At 65.1% G+C, this 258-nt stretch carries 1 protein-coding gene; it reads right to left on the minus strand.

The window, feature by feature from the left end; genetic code table 11:
- Positions 1 to 258, minus strand: a 258-nt coding sequence (locus ACL9RM_RS26750; RefSeq protein WP_414126727.1) for an AMP-binding enzyme, incomplete at both ends; no start/stop codon positions are given.

A 258-nucleotide genomic window follows, 5' to 3' on the forward strand; every position in this document is an offset into this window, starting at 1 on the left:
TGCTCCCCCTTCCGGCGCCGGCAGCGCCTTCCGGTCGATTTTCCCGTTCGGCGTCAGAGGCAGGCGCTCCAGCTCGACGAAGTACGACGGGATCATGTAACCCGGCAGCTCCCTGGAGATCGCCCGTTTCAGGTCTGCCGCCGTCAGTTCGCCATCCGTTGTGTAGTACGCGCACAGCGCTTTCTGCCCGTTCGCGTCACTTCGAACCAGCACCACCGCTTCGCGCACGCCTTCCACCCGCAGCAGCTGCGACTCGAT

It is taken from the genome of Paenibacillus sp. S29, from assembly GCF_049319765.1.
GTDB lineage: Bacteria > Bacillota > Bacilli > Paenibacillales > Paenibacillaceae > Paenibacillus > Paenibacillus polymyxa_B.